This is a genomic window from Caballeronia sp. M1242 (genome assembly GCF_017220215.1).
In the GTDB taxonomy this organism is placed as follows: Bacteria; Pseudomonadota; Gammaproteobacteria; order Burkholderiales; family Burkholderiaceae; genus Caballeronia.
The window spans coordinates 183,391-199,136 of sequence record NZ_CP071129.1 but is presented as its reverse complement, the minus strand read 5'-3'; the positions used below and the strand labels follow the sequence as shown (position 1 = coordinate 199,136).

18 protein-coding genes are annotated in these 15,746 nt (G+C 63.9%); 5 read left to right on the top strand and 13 right to left on the bottom strand.

The annotated features are described in order from the left end of the window. Positions 1-7: 7 nt before the first annotated feature. From JYK05_RS00950 to JYK05_RS00920, 7 genes are all read right to left on the bottom strand, one after another. Positions 8-211 (bottom strand): DUF2970 domain-containing protein, encoded by a 204-nt coding sequence (locus JYK05_RS00950; RefSeq protein WP_175939251.1) that lies wholly within the window; start codon positions 209-211, stop codon positions 8-10. 5 nt (positions 212-216) lie between these two features. Then, entirely contained in the window at positions 217-789 is a 573-nt protein-coding gene (locus JYK05_RS00945) for a cytochrome c oxidase assembly protein (protein WP_175939249.1), read from the bottom strand. A 1-nt stretch (position 790) separates the two neighbouring features. Continuing rightward, a complete protein-coding gene (locus JYK05_RS00940) occupies positions 791-931 on the bottom strand; it encodes a cytochrome oxidase small assembly protein (protein WP_175939247.1) in 141 nt (46 codons plus the stop codon). Positions 932-993: 62 nt separating this feature from the next. Next, positions 994-2,607, bottom strand: a complete 1,614-nt coding sequence (gene ctaD / locus JYK05_RS00935; protein WP_175939245.1) for a cytochrome c oxidase subunit I — start codon at positions 2,605-2,607, stop codon at positions 994-996. Between the two features lie 95 nt (positions 2,608-2,702). Continuing rightward, positions 2,703-4,319, bottom strand: a complete 1,617-nt coding sequence (gene coxB / locus JYK05_RS00930; RefSeq protein ID WP_175939244.1) for a cytochrome c oxidase subunit II — start codon at positions 4,317-4,319, stop codon at positions 2,703-2,705. A 50-nt stretch (positions 4,320-4,369) separates the two neighbouring features. After that, entirely contained in the window at positions 4,370-4,846 is a 477-nt protein-coding gene (locus JYK05_RS00925; protein ID WP_175939242.1) for a DUF2244 domain-containing protein, read from the bottom strand. A 269-nt stretch (positions 4,847-5,115) separates the two neighbouring features. Next, positions 5,116-6,096: a methyltransferase domain-containing protein gene (locus JYK05_RS00920; protein WP_175939241.1), complete on the bottom strand. Its 981-nt coding sequence runs from the start codon at positions 6,094-6,096 to the stop codon at positions 5,116-5,118. Between the two features lie 117 nt (positions 6,097-6,213). Here JYK05_RS00920 and JYK05_RS00915 point away from each other — a divergent pair, with 117 nt between their 5' ends. Both JYK05_RS00915 and trmL read left to right on the top strand, forming a co-directional pair. Beyond that, on the top strand, positions 6,214-6,981 hold the full coding sequence (locus tag JYK05_RS00915; protein ID WP_206467423.1) for a ComF family protein: 768 nt from the start codon (positions 6,214-6,216) through the stop codon (positions 6,979-6,981). A gap of 24 nt (positions 6,982-7,005) precedes the next feature. Beyond that, positions 7,006-7,476 (top strand): tRNA (uridine(34)/cytosine(34)/5-carboxymethylaminomethyluridine(34)-2'-O)-methyltransferase TrmL, encoded by a 471-nt coding sequence (gene trmL / locus JYK05_RS00910; protein ID WP_206467422.1) that lies wholly within the window; start codon positions 7,006-7,008, stop codon positions 7,474-7,476. On the opposite strand, the gene JYK05_RS00905 is transcribed toward trmL, so the two are convergent. From JYK05_RS00905 to JYK05_RS00885, 5 genes are read right to left on the bottom strand one after another with little or no spacing between them, the layout of a single operon-like run. Next, positions 7,449-7,979 carry an O-acetyl-ADP-ribose deacetylase gene (locus JYK05_RS00905; RefSeq protein ID WP_206467421.1) on the bottom strand — a complete coding sequence of 177 codons (531 nt, stop codon included), beginning with the start codon at positions 7,977-7,979 and terminating at the stop codon, positions 7,449-7,451. The genes trmL and JYK05_RS00905 overlap by 28 nt on opposite strands. 25 nt (positions 7,980-8,004) lie before the next feature. Next, entirely contained in the window at positions 8,005-9,003 is a 999-nt protein-coding gene (locus JYK05_RS00900) for an NAD(P)H-dependent glycerol-3-phosphate dehydrogenase (RefSeq protein ID WP_206467420.1), read from the bottom strand. A 38-nt stretch (positions 9,004-9,041) separates the two neighbouring features. Beyond that, positions 9,042-9,512 (bottom strand): protein-export chaperone SecB, encoded by a 471-nt coding sequence (gene secB / locus JYK05_RS00895; protein ID WP_175939231.1) that lies wholly within the window; start codon positions 9,510-9,512, stop codon positions 9,042-9,044. 57 nt (positions 9,513-9,569) lie between these two features. Then, on the bottom strand, positions 9,570-9,830 hold the full coding sequence (gene grxC / locus JYK05_RS00890) for a glutaredoxin 3 (RefSeq protein WP_175939229.1): 261 nt from the start codon (positions 9,828-9,830) through the stop codon (positions 9,570-9,572). After that, entirely contained in the window at positions 9,827-10,252 is a 426-nt protein-coding gene (locus JYK05_RS00885; RefSeq protein ID WP_175939227.1) for a rhodanese-like domain-containing protein, read from the bottom strand. Before JYK05_RS00885 ends, grxC begins: the two co-directional genes overlap by 4 nt. A 184-nt stretch (positions 10,253-10,436) precedes the next feature. Here JYK05_RS00885 and gpmA point away from each other — a divergent pair, with 184 nt between their 5' ends. The 3 genes from gpmA (at position 10,437) to JYK05_RS00870 (ending at position 13,839) form a co-directional block, all read left to right on the top strand. Continuing rightward, positions 10,437-11,183: a 2,3-diphosphoglycerate-dependent phosphoglycerate mutase gene (gene gpmA, locus JYK05_RS00880; RefSeq protein ID WP_206467419.1), complete on the top strand. Its 747-nt coding sequence runs from the start codon at positions 10,437-10,439 to the stop codon at positions 11,181-11,183. A gap of 258 nt (positions 11,184-11,441) precedes the next feature. Further along, positions 11,442-13,025 (top strand): S41 family peptidase, encoded by a 1,584-nt coding sequence (locus JYK05_RS00875; RefSeq protein WP_206467418.1) that lies wholly within the window; start codon positions 11,442-11,444, stop codon positions 13,023-13,025. A gap of 58 nt (positions 13,026-13,083) precedes the next feature. Further along, complete coding sequence (locus JYK05_RS00870; RefSeq protein WP_206467417.1) at positions 13,084-13,839, top strand: molybdopterin-synthase adenylyltransferase MoeB; 756 nt, start codon at positions 13,084-13,086, stop codon at positions 13,837-13,839. A 3-nt stretch (positions 13,840-13,842) separates the two neighbouring features. Here JYK05_RS00870 and ptsP read toward each other — a convergent pair whose 3' ends face one another. Then, the gene (ptsP, locus tag JYK05_RS00865) at positions 13,843-15,603 is read right to left on the bottom strand and encodes a phosphoenolpyruvate--protein phosphotransferase (protein WP_175939220.1); all 1,761 of its coding nucleotides are present in this window, start codon (positions 15,601-15,603) and stop codon (positions 13,843-13,845) included. Positions 15,604-15,746: the final 143 nt, after the last annotated feature.

Genomic DNA, 15,746 nt, shown 5'->3' with positions numbered 1-15,746 from the left:
GGTTGCCCTACCGAACCACCGCGCGCACGATCACCAGCAGCACGACGATGAAAAGCGCAGCACCAATCACGCCAGCCGCGATCAGATGCAGCGGATTCAGCTGCGCGGCGTCGTTTTCCAGGTCGGCCCGCCGCCGCACGCCGAAGAACGACCAGAACACGGCCTTCACCAGCTTCACGAACCCGCCGCCCTTCTGCGTCCGTCCGTTCATGATGTTCACGTTCCCTTCGCGACCGTCTTCGGCGCGTCGAGTTCGAAGAACGTGTACGACAGCGTGATGGTCTTCACGTCCTTCGGCAGCTTCGGATCGACGACGAACACCACCGGCATGCGCTTCGTCTCGTTCGGCGCGAGCGTCTGCTGGGTGAAACAGAAGCATTCGATCTTCTTGAAATACTCGGTGGCCTGCTTCGGCGCGTAGCTCGGAATGGCCTGCGCCTTCACCGTGCGCCCCTGCTCGTTCGTCACCTGATACATCACCGTCATCACTTCGCCGGGGTGAATGTCGAGATTCGACTGCTCCGGCTTGAATTGCAGCGGCCCGCGCGCGTTCGCATCGAATTCGATGGACACGGTACGGCTCGCGTCGACCTGCGTGTTCTTCGCCTCGCGCGCGCCGACATCGCGCTGCACGAGATTGTTGATGCCCGTGATCTGGCAGATCGCGCGGTACATCGGCACGAGCGCGAAGCCGAAGCCGAACATCATCGCCGCGACGACGAACAGCTTGAGCAGCATCGACCGGTTGAACGAGCGGTCGATATGAGAATCTTCCTGCTGAGTGGACACGTTAGCCTCGCGACAACAGGTATTGCCTGACGACGATACCCAGAAAAAAGACGGCGGCGATCAATACCATGATGAAACCGAGCCGCTTGTTGCCCGCGCGGATGTCCTCGCGGGAGCGTCTTTTTTGTGGATTCGGGGCCATGCGTTTCTTGCTCGGGAGTCTGTGAGGCTTCGCGCAGAAGCCTCACAGAACGGAGAGACGACTTATTCGACGGTCGGCGGGTTCTCGAACGTATGGAACGGCGCCGGGCTCGGCACGGTCCATTCGAGACCTTCCGCGCCATCCCACGGCTTGTCGCTGGCCTTTTCATGCTCGCCACCGCCGCGGTACGTCGGCAGCGCGACCGCAAACAGGAAGTACACCTGCGCGAGACCGAAACCGAACGCGCCGATGGTCGCGATCTGGTTGAAGTCGGTGAACTGCGCCGGGTAGTCCGCATAGCGGCGCGGCATGCCCGCGAGACCCAGGAAGTGCATCGGGAAGAACGTGATGTTGAAGAAGATCATCGACGCCCAGAAGTGGATCTTCCCGCGCATTTCGTTGTACATCCAGCCGGTCCACTTCGGCGACCAGTAGTACCAGCCCGCGAACAGCGCAAACAGCGAACCGGCCACCAGCACGTAGTGGAAGTGCGCGACCACGTAGTACGTGCCGTGCATCTGGATGTCGAGCGGGGCCATCGAAAGGATCAGGCCCGTGAAGCCGCCCATCGTGAACACGAACAGGAAGCCGATCGCGAAGAGCATCGGCGTTTCGAAGGTCAGCGCGCCGCGCCACATCGTCGCGACCCAGTTGAACACCTTCACGCCCGTCGGCACGGCGATCAGCATCGTCGCGTACATGAAGAACAGCTGGCCCGTCACCGGCATGCCGGTGGCGAACATGTGGTGCGCCCACACCATGAACGAGAGAATCGCGATCGACGCGGTCGCGTACACCATCGAGCTATAGCCGAAGAGCGGCTTGCGCGAGAACGCCGGGATCACCTGCGACACGATCCCGAACGCCGGCAAGATCATGATGTACACCTCGGGGTGGCCGAAGAACCAGAAGATGTGCTGGTACATGACCGGATCGCCGCCGCCCGCCGCGTTGAAGAACGACGTGCCGAAGTGACGGTCGAACAGCACCATCGTGATGGCGCCTGCCAGAACCGGCATCACGGCGATCAGCAGGTACGCGGTGATGAGCCACGTCCACGCGAACATCGGCATCTTCATGAGCGTCATGCCCGGCGCGCGCATGTTCAGGATGGTCACGACGATGTTGATGCCGCCCATGATCGACGACGCGCCCATGATGTGGACGGCGAAAATCGCGAAGTCCATGCCGGGGCCCATCTGCGTCGAGAGCGGCGCGTACAGCGTCCAGCCCGCGGCGGTCGCGCCGCCCGGCACGAAGAACGAGCCGACGAGCAGCACGGCCGCGACCGGCAGCAGCCAGAAGCTGAAGTTGTTCATGCGCGCGAACGCCATGTCCGATGCGCCGATCTGCAGCGGCACCATCCAGTTCGCGAAGCCGACGAACGCCGGCATGATCGCGCCGAACACCATGATGAGGCCGTGCATGGTGGTCAGCTGATTGAAGAACTCGGGGCGCATGATCTGCAGGCCCGGTTCGAACAGCTCGGCGCGAATGCCGAGCGCCATCACGCCCCCGGAGAGGAACATGATGAACGAGAACAGCAGATACAAGGTACCGATGTCCTTGTGGTTGGTGGCGAAAAGCCACCGGCGCCAACCATGCGGCGTTTCGTGCGCATGGTCGTCGTGCGCGTGGTCGTGACCCGCGACTACATCGTGTCCGATGCTAGACATGACAATCATCTCCTAAAGCGAATACTCGAGGCACTTGGCGTTGCCCGCGTGCTTCTCCGTTGCCTTGAGCGAAGGAGAAACGCACGCGCGACATGTCAAGCAGCCGGACTGATTTCTACGCGGCGTGCTTCTTTCGCATCCGTGCCGCCCGTGACCGACTCGGGCTTCTTCAACACGATGCGTTCTTCCGAGACACCGGCCGCCTTGAGCGCGTCGCGAACGGCTTGCGCGCGCTTCTTGGCGAGGTCCGCGTTGAGGTCGGCGCCGCCGGTTGCATCCGTGAAGCCGGAAAGCGCGATCTTCGCGTCCGGATGTGCCTTGACGTAAGCGGCGGCCGCCTGCACTGCGTTGTTTGCGTCAGCGGGCAGGTCGCTCTTGCCCGTTTCGAAGTAGATGCTGGCCGGCAGCGCGCCCTGCGCCGACTGCTCGCCAGACGCCGCAGCCGGCGCGCTGGCTTCCGCCGCGCCGCTTGCCGCCGCGCCGCTCGCTGCTTCGCCGCCCGCTGCCGCCGTGTGATCGCCGCCTTCGGGCATCTTGCCGTTGCGCGCGTCCGCGACCTGCTTCGGCTGCAGAACGTCGCCGGTGTGGTTGCCCCACGTGTTGCGTTCGTACGTAACGACCGACGCGATTTCAACGTCGTTCAGCGTCGTCTGCCACGGCGGCATCGCGCCCTTGCCATGCAGCACGATATTCACGTGACCGGCGATCGGACCGTTCGCCACCTTGCTGCCGTCGAGCGCCGGGAACTGGCCCGCGCCCTTGCCGGTCGGCTGGTGGCAGACCGCGCAGTTCGACGCGTAGATCTGCGCGCCGCGCGTCTTCAGCTCGTCCATCGTGTAGGTCTTGTTGGGATCGTCGGCGGAAGAAGCCATTTTCTTCTTCTGCGTGTCGACCCACTTCGCGTAGTCGTCGGTGGACAGCACTTCCACGACGACCGGCATGTACGCGTGCTCCTTGCCGCACAGTTCCGTGCAGAAGCCGCGATACGTGCCCACCTTCTCCGCCTTGAACCACGTGTCGCGCACGAAGCCGGGAATCGCGTCCTGCTTCACGCCGAACGCCGGCACGTACCACGAGTGAACGACGTCGTTCGCGGTGGTGATGATGCGGATCTTCTTGTCGACCGGCACGACGAGCGGGTTGTCGACTTCCTGTAGATACGTATCGGAAATCGGCGTCTGGCCGTTCACCTGGCTGCGCGGCGTGGAGAGCGTCGAGAGGAAGCTGATGCCTTCGCCCGGGCCCTTCACGTAGTCGTAGCCCCACTTCCACTGGTAGCCCGTGACCTTCACGGTCAGATCGGCGTTGGTGGTGTCCTTCATCGCGACGACGGCCTTGGTGGCCGGCAGCGCCATCAAAATGACGATGATGAACGGCACGATCGTCCAGATGATTTCGACCGTGGTGCTTTCGTGGAAGTGCGCGGGCTTGAAACCCTTGGACTTGCGATGCTTAACGACCGAATAGAACATCACCCCGAACACGCCGATGAAGATGACGGTACAGATGATGAGCATGAAGATATGGAGGCCGTAGAGCTCCTCGGCGATCTTCGTCACTGGCTGCTGGAAATTGATCTCATTCACAGCGGGACCGCCAGGACTGTCGTTGACCGCCAGGGCTACGCCGGCATTGAGCAGTGCGCCCGCCGCCAGCACGCCCGAGAGGGCTCGCTTGATTGTTTTCATAGCATCCTTACCCAAAATTTCCATTCAAACCCTCGACCCCGTTGCGCATCGCGCCTGCCACACCCGGTTCCTCCTCAAGCGAGGCGCCTCAGTGACGCCTGCAGTTCGGCAGCAAATTGTTTGCGACGATGCTGTGCAAGGTGTTGTCCGACTTTCACCGATTGCCCGCGCGATACGATCGTGAGCGGTTCCCTCGGCGTCGCGCCCGTTTCGACCCGCACCCAGCGCGGATTGAACTCGAAGCGCGTCAATTCTTCGGCGTTCATCTGTTCGATCAACAACCGGTTCTGAAACAGCCGGATTCGTTCGTAATCGACGGCGTGTCGCGCATGAATCAGGAACGCGACCGTCACGACCGTCAACTCGACTCCGGTGAACGGCAGCACCAGCCAGGCGCCGTTCAGAAAAAGCGGCGTCGCGACGGCAAGGGAAAAGAGCGCCAGCGACACATAGAAGCCCACGAACTGACGCGGCGACACCGAGCAGTTGCGTTTCATCAGCCAGTCCTTGATGACCGGCTCAGACTCCGTCAGCGTCTGGCTGACCTGCATCGCTGCCTCCATCCATCCGCACACGCAATCACATACTTTTGCTCGGATTTTGCCCAAATTTGTGTCAGTTCAGGCGACAAACTGACGCATTATAGGCGGGTTGGGTGGCATCCACAAGCAAGGGCGCAAACGTCGCAAAGCCAGATGGCACAAGCCTCTGCGCCGAATTGACGCACCTTTCGGCGTGTCCTTCGCGCGCAAATTTATGACATAACACGCACCCTCTTTACCGCCTCGCCGATCTGCCTCCCGAACTCCTTTCCGACGCGTTAGCGGTTCCTTCTCGGACCGCGTCCGATGTCTTCCAGCCGAACGATCCCATGTCCCTCCGCCGTCGTTCGCGGCACCGCTTTCCACGCGTGACCATAGATCACTTCGAACGTGAGCGGGATGGTGCCGTCGTCGCGGCGCAGCGCTTCGAGCGCCTCGTGCACCGCTTGGCGCAAGGCTTTCGCGTCCGCGCGGGCGCTCGCGGCCTCGCGTTCGAACGGATAGGCGCCCCAGCGCGTGACATCCGCGAGCAGCGATTCGGGCGAACGGTAGGTGATCGTCAGCACTTCCTGATCCATCACCGGAATTTCGAAGCCGCTCTCGACGAGCATGTCGCCCAGATCGTGCATGTCGACGAAGTCGATGGTGTGCGGCATCGGCGCGAGGCCGAGCGTGCGTTCGGCTTCGCGATAGGCCGCTGCCAGCTCGCGAAGCGTGTCCGGCCCGAAGGTGCTGAACATCAGCAAGCCGTTGACTTTGAGCACGCGCTGCCATTCCGGAAACACGAGATCCGGCCGCGAATGCCAGTGCAGCGCGAGGTTCGACCACAGCAATTCGAATGCAGCCGATGCGAACGGCAACGCCGAGAAGTCGGCCTGCGCGAGTTGCGGACCGCGCGCGCCGAACGCTTTGGCGAGCGTGGCCGGCAACAAGCGCCGCCAGCCCGCGCCGCTTTCTGCTTCCGCGGTCTCGGCCGTGCGCGCGCGCGCGAGCATTCCGGAGGAAATATCGACGCCCAGCACCGACGCCTCCGGGAACCGCTCACGCAAGCGCGGCAGGTCCGCGCCCGCGCCGCAGGCCGCATCGAGGACGCGCGCCGGCGCCACCTTGATGTATTCGAGACGCTCGCGCATGCGGTCCGCGATCTCGCGCGGCAGGAACGCGACGTCGTCGAAAGCGGCGGCGCGACGGTCGAAGATCTCGCGCAAACGGCGCGGATCATAGGCCGGTCGGCCAGTTCTGGGAGACGTTGGGGACATGACGATCTGTTCGCGAAGAGTGCGAAGTATACTCGGTCGTCTTGAAATAGGCCCGCCGCAGCCTTCCCGCGTGCCGTTGCAACCGATCACCCGAGCCCGCCTCACGCGCTTTCAGCCATGTACGTCCTCCGCGATTTGCTGCCGTCTTCGGCGCGCGCCTTCGCGGCTCTCGCGAAGCGCGCGTTCGAACTCGCGCTGCCCAACCAGTGCGCGTTATGCGGCAATGTGTCGCAGCAATTGCTGTGCGCCGGCTGCGATGAGCAATACTGGAACGAGCCGCGTTTCCGATGCGCGACCTGCGCGATACCGCTCGCGCCTTCCTATCTCCGACGCGATCGCGATGACACGCGCGCGCACTGCGCCGCGTGCCTCGAGAACCCGCCCGCGTTCAATGACACGCTCGCCATCGCCGACTATCGCGCGCCGCTCGATACACTGGCGGTCGAATTGAAGTTCCGCGTGCGTCTCGCGGCGGGCGCGGAGTTCGCGCGGCACTTGCACGCGACCTTCGAAGACAGCGGCCTGCCGACGCCCGACGTAATCGTGCCCGTGCCGCTTTCGCGCAAGCGGCTCGTCGAGCGCGGTTACAACCAGGCGTGGGAAATCGCGCGTCCGCTCGCCAAGCGCCTATGCGTGCCGGCCGATCCGATGCTCGTTGCGCGCACCGTCCACACCGCGCAGCAGTCGCGGCTGGATGCCGACACGCGCAGGCGCAATGTCGCGTCGGCGTTCGTCGTCGAGGGCGATGTTCGCGGCAAACATGTCGGCGTCGTGGACGACGTGATGACATCCGGCGCAACGCTCGATGCCCTCGCTCGCACGCTCAAGCTCGCGGGCGCGCGGCGCGTGACGAACTTCGTCGCGCTGCGCACCCCGAAAGACTAACCCCGTAGCCAAGCACTGCCATCCATGTTCAACGTCGTACTGGTCGAACCTGAAATCCCGCCGAATACCGGCAACGTCATCCGCCTGTGCGCGAACACGGGCGCGCGGCTGCATCTGATCGAGCCGCTCGGCTTTCCGCTCGACGACGCGAAGATGCGCCGCGCCGGTCTCGACTATCACGAGTACACCGAAATGAACGTCCACGCGAACTGGGATGCGTTCATTGCGAAGGAATCGCCCGACGCCACGCGCATGTTCGCCTTCACGACGCGCGGCTCGACGCCGTTCTTCGATCATGCGTTCAAGCCCGGCGACTGGTTCGTGTTCGGCGCGGAGACGCGCGGCCTGTCGGCGGAATTGCTCGAACGCTTTCCGACGGAACAGCGCGTGCGGCTGCCGATGCGTCCTGGCAATCGCAGTCTGAATCTGTCGAATACGGTGGCGATCGTGACGTTCGAAGCGTGGCGTCAGTCGGGCTTCGAGGGCGGCGCGTGAGCGTCGAGTTCGGCGCGATAGAGCGCGAGCATGTCGTCGCTGAAGCACGTAAAGACGACGTGTTCGATTGAAGGCGCAAGCGGCAACGTCTCGATGACCGTCGACACGGCGATGTTCACCGCGTCCTTGACAGGAAAGCGATAGATGCCGCAGCTAATGGCCGGAAACGCGATGGACGCGCACCGCGCATCGGCGGCGAGTTCGAGCGAACGCCGGTAGCAGTTCGCGAGCAACTGCGCCTCGTTGCGTTTGCCGCCGCTCCAGCGCGGACCGACGGCGTGAATCACGTACTTGGCGGGAAGATCGTAGGCGCCGGTGATCTTCGCATCGCCGGTTTCGCAGCCGCCGAGCGTTTCGCATTCACGCAAGAGACCTTTGCCGGCCTTGCGATGAATCGCGCCATCGACGCCGCCGCCACCCAGCAGCGATTTGTTCGCCGCGTTGACAATGGCATCGACGTGAAGTGTGGTGATGTCGGCGAGAACGGCTTCGAGCTTCGCCATGCGCGTCTCCGAGAGAAACGTCGCGCTATTCCGCCTTCGAATCGCGGCTGAGCAGCGCCTGCACCGCGTCGCGCGGCGCGACATTTTCGAAGAGCACGCGGCATACCGCGTGCGTGATCGGCATGTCGATTCCGCGGGACTGCGCGAGCGACAACACCGCGCGGGCGCAGCGCACGCCTTCGGCCACATGACCGAGCGCAGCAAGAATCTCGTCGAGCGTGCGGCCGGACGCCAGTTGCACGCCGACCGTGCGGTTGCGCGACAGGTCGCCGGTCGCGGTCAGAATCAGATCGCCCAAGCCGGTGAGGCCGGTGAACGTCTCGGCGCGCCCGCCCAGCGCCACGCCGAGCCGCGACATTTCCGCGAGCCCGCGCGTGATGAGCGCGGCGCGGGCGTTCAGACCAAGGCCGAGGCCATCGGAGATGCCGGTGGCGATCGCGAGCACGTTCTTTACCGCGCCGCCCACTTCGACGCCGATGACGTCGTCGCCCGTATAGATGCGCATGGCGCCGTGGTGAAACGCGGCGACGGTCTGCGCGCATAGCTGCGCCGATGCGCTCGCCACCGTCAACGCGACCGGCAGGCCGCGCCCCACTTCCCGCGCGAAGCTCGGGCCTGAAAGCGTGCCGTTGCTGCGATGCTCGGGCAGCTCCGCCGCGACGACTTCGTTCGGCAGACATTGCGTGTCCGCCTCGAAGCCTTTGCACAGCCAGACGATATGCGCGGGGACGACGCCCGCCTGCCGCATCGCGCGGCACAGCGCGCGCAGACCCGCGACGGGCGTGGCGACGACGCAGAGTGCATCAGGCGCAGCGGCATGCGCGAGCGCGACGTCAAGATTCGCCTCGAACGAAAGCGCGCGCGGCAACGCGACGCCCGCGAGATAGCGCGTGTTTTCGTGCGAGGAAGAGAGAGATTCGATGAGCGCGGCGTCGCGCGCCCAAAGCAGAGTGTCGTGCCGGGCCGCGAGGTGGCCCGCCAATGCGGTGCCCCACGCGCCGGCGCCGAGAACGGCTACTTTCATGCTCGGCTCCGGTTCGGCAGAGTCAGTGCGGGTGACGCTCAGTGCGTCGCGCCGTTCGCCGCGCCTTCCTGCGCGCTCGCGAGCTGGGCGATGCGCTGTTCGTACAGCGCCTGGAAGTTGATTTCCGCCAGGTGGATCGGCGGGAAACCTGCGCGCGTGATCGCGTCGGCGATGTTCGAGCGCAGATACGGGAACAGAATCGTCGGACACGCAATGCCGACGAGCGGATCGATCTGCTCAGCCGGGATGTTGCGAATGTCGAAGATGCCGGCTTGCTTGGCTTCGATCAGGAACGCGACCTTGTCGGCGACCTTCGCCGTGACCGTGCCCGTGACCAGCACTTCGAAGACGCTTTCCGCGAGACGGTCGGCCTTCACGTCGACTTCGACCTCAACCGATGGCATTTCCTGTTCGAGGAAAATGGCGGGCGAGTTCGGCTGCTCGAGCGACATATCCTTCAGGTAAATGCGCTGGATGTTGAAAAACGGCTGGTTGTTCTCGTCGGACATAGTGATTTCCTAGGTAAATCGGTTGCCCGGCGCATGGCCGGGCAGCGTGTGGTGATGTCAGGCCGACTCGAGCAGCGGCACGAGACCACCCTTGCGGTCGAGCGCCGAAAGATCGTCGTAACCGCCGACGTGCGTGTCGCCGATATAAACCTGCGGCACAGTGCGGCGCCCGGTGCGCTGCATCATCTCCTCGCGGCGCCCCGGCTCACGGTCGATCAGCACCTTCTCGATGGTTTCGACCCCGCGGGACTTTAAAAGACGTTCGGCCATCTGGCAATACGGGCACACTTGCGTGCTGTACATGACGACTTTTTTCACTTGACGGCTCCTTGTTTCACGACCGGCATTCCTGCCTTCTGCCAGGCATCAACCCCGCCTTGCAAGACGTGGACCTCAGCGTAGCCGGCTTCCGACACGGCGCGGCTGGCACGCTGAGACTGTTGGCCGGTCTGGCAGACAAGCACGACCGGATTGCTCTTATTCTTCGCGATCTGGCCGATTTTTGCTTGAAGCTCCGCCGCCTCGATGTTTCGGGCGGACGGCAAATGTCCCTTCGCGAACTCCGCGGCCGGCCGCAAGTCCACGACGACGGCGTTGCGACGGTTGATGAGCGTGGTGGCTTCCGCGGCGGAAACGCCGCCGCGACCGCGTCGCGTGATGGCCGGCCAGAGCAGCAGCGCGCCGGAAACGAGCGCAATGACGATGAGTGCAATATTCGAGTAATCGGTGAAGAACTTCACGTCTAGGGCCGCCGAAAGATAGTGGAGAAGGGAGAAAGAGAAATAAGGGCAATCCGAGCATTATAAAATATCCCTTTCCCGCGATGGCCTAGGCCGTCCGGCCGATGGCGGCACTCCACGCGTGAGGGCAGGATGGCGGAGTGCGATCGGGCACCCGATTTCTCAACTGACCGACCTATCAAACATGTACAAGCTAGTGCTCATCCGCCACGGCGAATCGACGTGGAACAAGGAAAACCGCTTCACCGGCTGGGTCGACGTGGATCTCACCGAACAGGGCAACCGCGAGGCGCGTCAAGCAGGCGTGCTGCTGCGCGAGGCCGGCTACACGTTCGACATCGCGTACACGTCGGTGCTCAAGCGCGCCATTCGCACGCTGTGGCACGTGCAGGACGAAATGGACCTCATGTATCTCCCGGTTGTCCATTCGTGGCGTCTGAACGAGCGCCACTACGGCGCGCTCGCCGGTCTCAACAAGGCAGAGACCGCCAAGAAGTACGGCGACGAACAGGTTCTCATCTGGCGCCGCAGCTACGACACGCCGCCGCCCGCGCTGGATCCGAACGACGAGCGCGCCTCGTTCAACGATCCGCGCTACGCCAAGGTTCCCCGCGAGCAACTGCCGCTGACCGAATGCCTGAAAGACACGGTCGCGCGCGTGTTGCCGGTGTGGAACGAGTCCATCGCGCCGGCCATCAAGGCAGGCAAACAGGTGCTGATCGCAGCTCACGGCAACTCCATGCGCGCGCTCGTGAAGTATCTCGACAATATTTCCGACGCGGACATCGTCGGGCTCAATATCCCGAACGGCGTGCCGCTCGTCTATGAACTCGACGAAAACCTGAAGCCGATCAAGCACTACTACCTCGGCGACGCGGACGCCATTGCTGCGGCGCAAGCTGCCGTCGCGAAGCAGGGCAAGGCGGGCTAAAGCGCGCATCAGCGCCCAAGTTGGCGTGGGCGGGCGTCGGCTGGCGGCGCCCGTTTCGCATCCGAACGCCTCGGATGGCGCCTGCCTGACCGCGCGCAGTCGCCGTCGACAGGCACGCGCGTCGCCCGCAGCGAGCGATAGTTGTCGCGGCGCGCGACGCCGGGCATTTAAGTTGCGTTTAAGTCGCCTTCGAAAGCGAGCGGGTATACTGGCCCGTCACCCACGATGCAGCCCATTCGATTCCGCACGCACTCCTCTATGCGAAAGAACCTGAAAAACTTCAGCCTGATCGCCGCAGGCGTTGCCGTCGGCGCTCTCGCAACTCTGCAGATTTCCGCGTCCGCGCAGCAAGCCGCATCGTCACCGCTTCCGCTCGATCAACTGCGGCTCTTCGCCGAAGTGTTCGGGCAAATCAAGCACGAATACGTCGAGCCCGTCGACGACAAGAAGCTGCTCACCGCCGCGATCAAGGGCATGGTGTCGAGCCTCGATCCGCACTCGTCGTATCTCGACAAGACGGACTACGAAGAGCTTCAGGAACAGACCAAGGGCCGCTTCGCGGGCCTGGGCATCGAGATTTCGTCGGAAGACGGGCTTATCAAGGTGATCTCGCCGATCGAAGATACGCCCGCGTTCCGCGCCGGCATTCGTCCGGGCGACCTCATCACGCGCATCAACGACAAGCCGGTGCGCGGCATGACGCTCGACAAAGCCGTGAAGCAGATGCGCGGCGAACCGGGCACGAAGGTCACGCTTACCATCTTCCGCAAGAGCGACGACCGCACGTTCCCGCTCACCGTCACGCGCGCGTTGATCCGCGTGCAGTCGGTCAAGATGAAGGTGCCGGAGCCGGGTTATGGCTATATCCGCATCACGAGCTTCCAGGAACGCACCGTGCCGGATCTCGCGGCGAAGCTGCAAGACCTCGCGCGCCAGCAGCCGAACCTGAAGGGTCTCGTGCTCGACCTGCGCAATAACGGCGGCGGCCTGTTGCAGAGCGCGGTCGGCGTGGCGGGCGCGTTCCTGCCGGATAACGCGGTCGTCGTGTCGACGAATGGACAAATCGCGGACGCCAAGCAGACGTTCCGCGATACCTACGACAACTATCGTCTGCCGTCCTTCGATTCCGATCCGCTGAAGAACGTGCCGGACGTCTTCAAGAAGGTGCCGATGGTCGTGCTGACCAACGCGTATTCGGCTTCCGCTTCGGAGATCGTCGCGGGCGCGCTGCAGGATCATCATCGCGCGCTGATCGTCGGCAAGACGACGTTCGGCAAGGGCTCGGTGCAGACGGTTCGTCCGATGACCGCCGACACCGCGCTGCGTCTGACGACGGCGTACTACTACACGCCGAGCGGCAAGTCGATCCAGAATCAGGGCGTGCGCCCGGACGTGCCGGTCGATCAATACGCGGACGGCGATCCGGACGACGCGCTCGTGACCCGCGAAGTGGATTATTCGAATCACCTCGCGAACACTCAGGATCCGAACGAGAAGAAGGAACAGGAGCAGCGCGAGCAGGATCGTCTGGATCAACTGCGTCTGCTGGAAGAGCAGAACGACAAGAAGACGCCCGAGCAGCGCCGCAAGGACCGCGACCGCAAGCCGGTGGAGTTCGGCAGCAACGACGACTTCATGCTCCAGCAAGCGCTGAACAAGCTGGAAGGCAAGCCGGTCGTCGAGTCGAAGTCGTTCAGCGAACGCAAGCTCGCGCAGAACAAGCCGGCGCGTTCGGCATCGGCGCCGGTGGTGGCTCAGCCGGCATTGCCCGCGACGCCGGGTTCGTCGCCGGCATCGGGCGCGGCGCCGGCTTCGTCGCCTACGGCCCAGCAGTCGAAGTAATCTTGGTCTGGGGCTTCGCGGCGTGAGTGCCGCGAAGCTCGCGCAGCACCCCAAGCCGATGAACGACGACCAACTCCTCCGTTATTCCCGCCATATCCTCGTCGATGAAATCGGCATCGAAGCGCAGCAGCGTTTTCTCGATGCGCACGCGATCATCGTCGGCGCGGGCGGACTGGGCGCGCCGGCGGCGATGTATCTGGCCGCGGCGGGTGTCGGCGAGCTGACGCTCGTCGATGCCGATACCGTCGACCTCACCAACCTCCAGCGGCAGATCGTCCATGCGACGCAATCGGTCGGTCAACCGAAAGTGGAATCCGCGCGGCAGACGCTGCACGCGCTGAACCCGGACATCGAAATCCAGGCGATCAACGCCCGCGCCGACGCGGCGTGGCTGAATGCGAACGTGCCGCACGCGAGCGTCGTGCTCGATTGCAGCGACAACTTCGCGACGCGCCACGCGATCAACGCAGCGTGCGTCGCGCACGGCGTGCCGCTGGTGTCCGGCGCGGCATTGCGCTTCGACGGACAAATCAGCACGTTCGACTTTCGCTCGCCCGCGTCGCCCTGCTATGCATGCGTGTTTCCGCCGGATCAGGCGTTCGAGGAAGTCGCGTGCTCGACGATGGGCGTGTTCGCGCCGACAGTCGGCATCATCGGCGCGATGCAGGCGGCCGAAGCGCTGCGCGTGATCGGCGGCTTCGGGGAAACGCTCGCGGGCCGGCTGATGATGCTCGACTCGCTGCGCATGGAATGGAACACGATGAAGATCGCGCGGCAGCCGGATTGCCCGGTCTGCGGCGCGCGTCATCTATGAAGCTCAGGCTTTCTGCAAACGCGCGAGCGCAGCCTGAAGCTCGGCCGGCTCGTAAGCCGCGAGCACATCCGCGACCGGCTTTTCCAGCGCCTTCAGATTCGAGCGCAAAATCTCCTGCTTCACGACGAGCAATTGGCTCGGATGCATCGAGAATTCGGTCAGGCCCAGTCCGAGCAAGAGGCGCGTGACGGCCGGATCGCCCGCCATTTCGCCGCACACCGAGACCGGCACGCCCGCGCGCTTCGCCTCGCGCAAGGTCAGCGCGATGAGATGCAGCACCGCCGGATGCAGCGGATCGTAAAGATGCGCGACGGAGTTGTCCGCGCGGTCGATGGCGAGCGTGTACTGGATCAAATCGTTCGTGCCGATCGACAGGAAGTCGAGCCGGCTCAGGAACAGCCGCACCGCGATAGCCGCCGCCGGAATCTCGATCATCGCGCCGATCTGCACCTTGCGGTCGTAGGCGATGCCCGCGTCGTCGAGCTGGCGCTTCGCTTCGCGAATCAGATCGAGCGTCTGGTCGATCTCCTGTGCGTGCGCCAGCATCGGAATCAGAATCTTAGTCGGGCCGAACGCCGACGCGCGCAGAATCGCGCGCAGTTGCGTCACGAACATTTGCGGCTCGGACAGGCTCCAGCGAATCGCGCGCAAGCCGAGCGCCGGGTTCGGCGCGGTTTCGTAGCCATCGCCGCCGGTCATCGAATCGAGCGGCTTGTCCGCGCCCACGTCGATCGTGCGGATCGTCACCGGCTTGCCGTTCATCAGCTCGATCGCGCGCTTGTACGCCTCGAACTGCTCTTCCTCTTCCGGCAGCCGGTCCTTGTGATTCATGAACAGGAACTCGGTGCGAAAGAGGCCGACGCCCATCGCGCCGGCGTCGACGGCCACTTGCGCGTCGTCCGGCAACTCGATGTTCGCGCATAGCTCGATCTTCGTCCCGCAAAGCGTCTGCGTCGGCGAGAACTTGAGGCGCTGGAGCTTGCGCTGCTCCAGCAGCTTTTCGCTTTGCCGATACGAATACTCTTCGAGAACGATGGGCGCCGGATCGACGATCACGATGCCATGATCGCCATCCACGATGATCAGATCGTTCTGGCGAATCAGCACGCTCGCCTGCTGCACGCCGACCGACGCCGGAATGCCGAGGCTGCGCGCGACGATCGCCGTATGCGACGTGCGCCCGCCGAGATCGGTCACGAAGCCTTTGAACGCCTGCGTCTTGAACTGGAGCATGTCGGCCGGCGCGATATCGTGCGCGACCACGATCATCTCGTTGTGTCCGTTGCTCGCGGCCGTGTGCACGACGAGCGACGCCGCCGTCGGCGCGCCCGCGAGCGCCTTCAGCAAGCGCTCGACGACTTGCTGAATGTCCGCCTTGCGCTCGCGCAGGTATTCGTCTTCGATGTCGTCGAAGAAGCTGCCCAGAATTTCGAGTTGCTCGGTGAGCGCCCACTCGACGTTGTAGCGGCGCGCGCGAATGAGGTCGATGGTTTCCTGCACGAGCATGGCGTCGTTCAGGATCATCATGTGGACGTCGATGAACGCGCCCATTTCGGTGGGCGCGTCGGCGGCGAGGTCTTCCCGCAGTGCTTCGAGTTCCTGGGCTACGGCGGCCTGCGCCGCATGAAAACGCGCGATCTCCGCGTCGATCTGATCCGGCTCGATCAGATAATGAGCGACGTCGAGCGCGGCCGGCGCAATGAGATACGCTCGCCCGATGGCGATGCCTCGTGATACGGGAATTCCATGCAGCGTGAAGGACACGCGCACCTCCTCTAGTTGTGATGTATCCGCGTTTCTCCCAGACCCGCGGCGGGCGCTTGGCCGCACAGGCAATTATAAGTTCGAACTATTCGAAAGTCCCTGCACGGCCTGTCGCGGCGGCAGCGAGCCGATTGCGCCGCGTT